Origin of the sequence: Caballeronia arvi (assembly GCF_001544695.2) — a bacterium.
Classification (GTDB): domain Bacteria; phylum Pseudomonadota; class Gammaproteobacteria; order Burkholderiales; family Burkholderiaceae; genus Caballeronia; species Caballeronia arvi.
This window is the reverse complement of the sequence record NZ_FCOM02000246.1, coordinates 1-1,224: the sequence shown is the minus strand read 5'-3', so window position 1 is coordinate 1,224 and position 1,224 is coordinate 1. Positions and strand designations below refer to the sequence as shown.

At 62.1% G+C, this 1,224-nt stretch carries 3 protein-coding genes; all 3 read right to left on the bottom strand.

Features of this window, described 5'->3' with window-relative positions; all coding sequences use genetic code 11:
* Nucleotides 1-70: 70 nt before the first annotated feature.
* Nucleotides 71-208, bottom strand: coding sequence for an NUDIX domain-containing protein (locus AWB74_RS46775; protein WP_160110417.1), 138 nt, complete (start codon nt 206-208; stop codon nt 71-73).
* Nucleotides 209-672: 464 nt separating this feature from the next.
* Nucleotides 673-1,035: a hypothetical protein gene (locus tag AWB74_RS44660; RefSeq protein WP_061152815.1), complete on the bottom strand. Its 363-nt coding sequence runs from the start codon at nt 1,033-1,035 to the stop codon at nt 673-675.
* A partial coding sequence (locus AWB74_RS46770; protein WP_235024964.1) for a hypothetical protein occupies nt 1,035-1,224 on the bottom strand: 190 nt, incomplete at its 5' end. The genes AWB74_RS46770 and AWB74_RS44660, both read right to left, overlap by 1 nt.

Below are 1,224 nucleotides of genomic sequence, written 5' to 3'. Positions count from 1 at the left end.
TACGACGCCTGCCCGCATGCGCCTTTGGTGCGGGCCCAGCTGCACGGTGAAGGGCAGGCATCCTACAAACCTAAACTCGCTGTGCCGTTTCGCCAAGATCTTCCCCTAGCTTGCGTTTTCCGCCCGGAAACGCCCAACGGCCCAGCGCGCGTGCAACGACCAGGACACGGCCGTTGCGTTCGCAAATGACAGTGGCTCTACGCTTCATGTTATGACCTCCCTTCGCAGAGGCTCGGACGGGAGGGCGGCCGACCGCATCGCTTTCGGCACAGAGCATCGATCGTGCCGGACAGCGGCCGGAGTGATGTTTGCGCGGGCTCGTCAAATATCAGCTGGACCGAGCTCAACGCTTCGTCCTCAGCCTGACTTCCCTCTCAAGTTCTGCTGCGTCGCAGGTGAGTCGCGGACGTCGCGGGTCGGTGATATCCAGCTGGTGCCACGCGATCCGATGGCGCCGTGACTGACTTTTGTGCTGCGCCGCTTTACGCAGGGCTCGCGGCAGCAAACCTACGGCGAGGCGTTCAAGCAATGCATTCGATCCGATGTGAAATTCACTGATCAGCCAGGCGTCGCCATCGCGCACCACATGAATCGTTTCTATGTGTCCGAGTGGCGCGCCGTCTCGGCACCGAACTTGCCGGCCTACCAGAAGCTCGACGTTGAACTGTCTCATTAGCGCGACCCCGGCAGATGCGCGACGATGTGCTCGCGCAGCCAGCGCTGATACTTGCCAAGTGGCGTGTCCGCTATGTCCACATCCACCTCAATATCGATTTCAATGCGGCGGACGCGGCTCCAAGGAATCCGGTAGGGCTCGGTGTAGCGTGCGCCAGCAATCTTGGCGATGCACCACGTAACCAAAGACGCGGCGCGCTCGCCAACTCGCCGCGCCAAGGTAATCGGGCCTGTTTCGATCGCAATCACACGGGGTGGCAGACCCGGGCGCAGTTCGGCGACGATCCCGTCAACCCGGCCCATCTTCGCGCCGTCCCGGCCCACCAACTGTTTGTCCAGTACATCTCGCACAAGATCCATCAGTTGCCTCCGAGTATCTGCAGCGGCAGCGCGACGATCGCCAGCACGAAGCTGAGCGCGACGATCGCGATAACCACCGCATTCGAGAACGCGCCGTTGCGGTGGGATCCGAGTAAGCGTCGCGTGAGGGCCGTTGAGAATTCTCTGGACAAGCGCCAAAGAACGCGGCAGGCGCATCGTGCCGCTGTC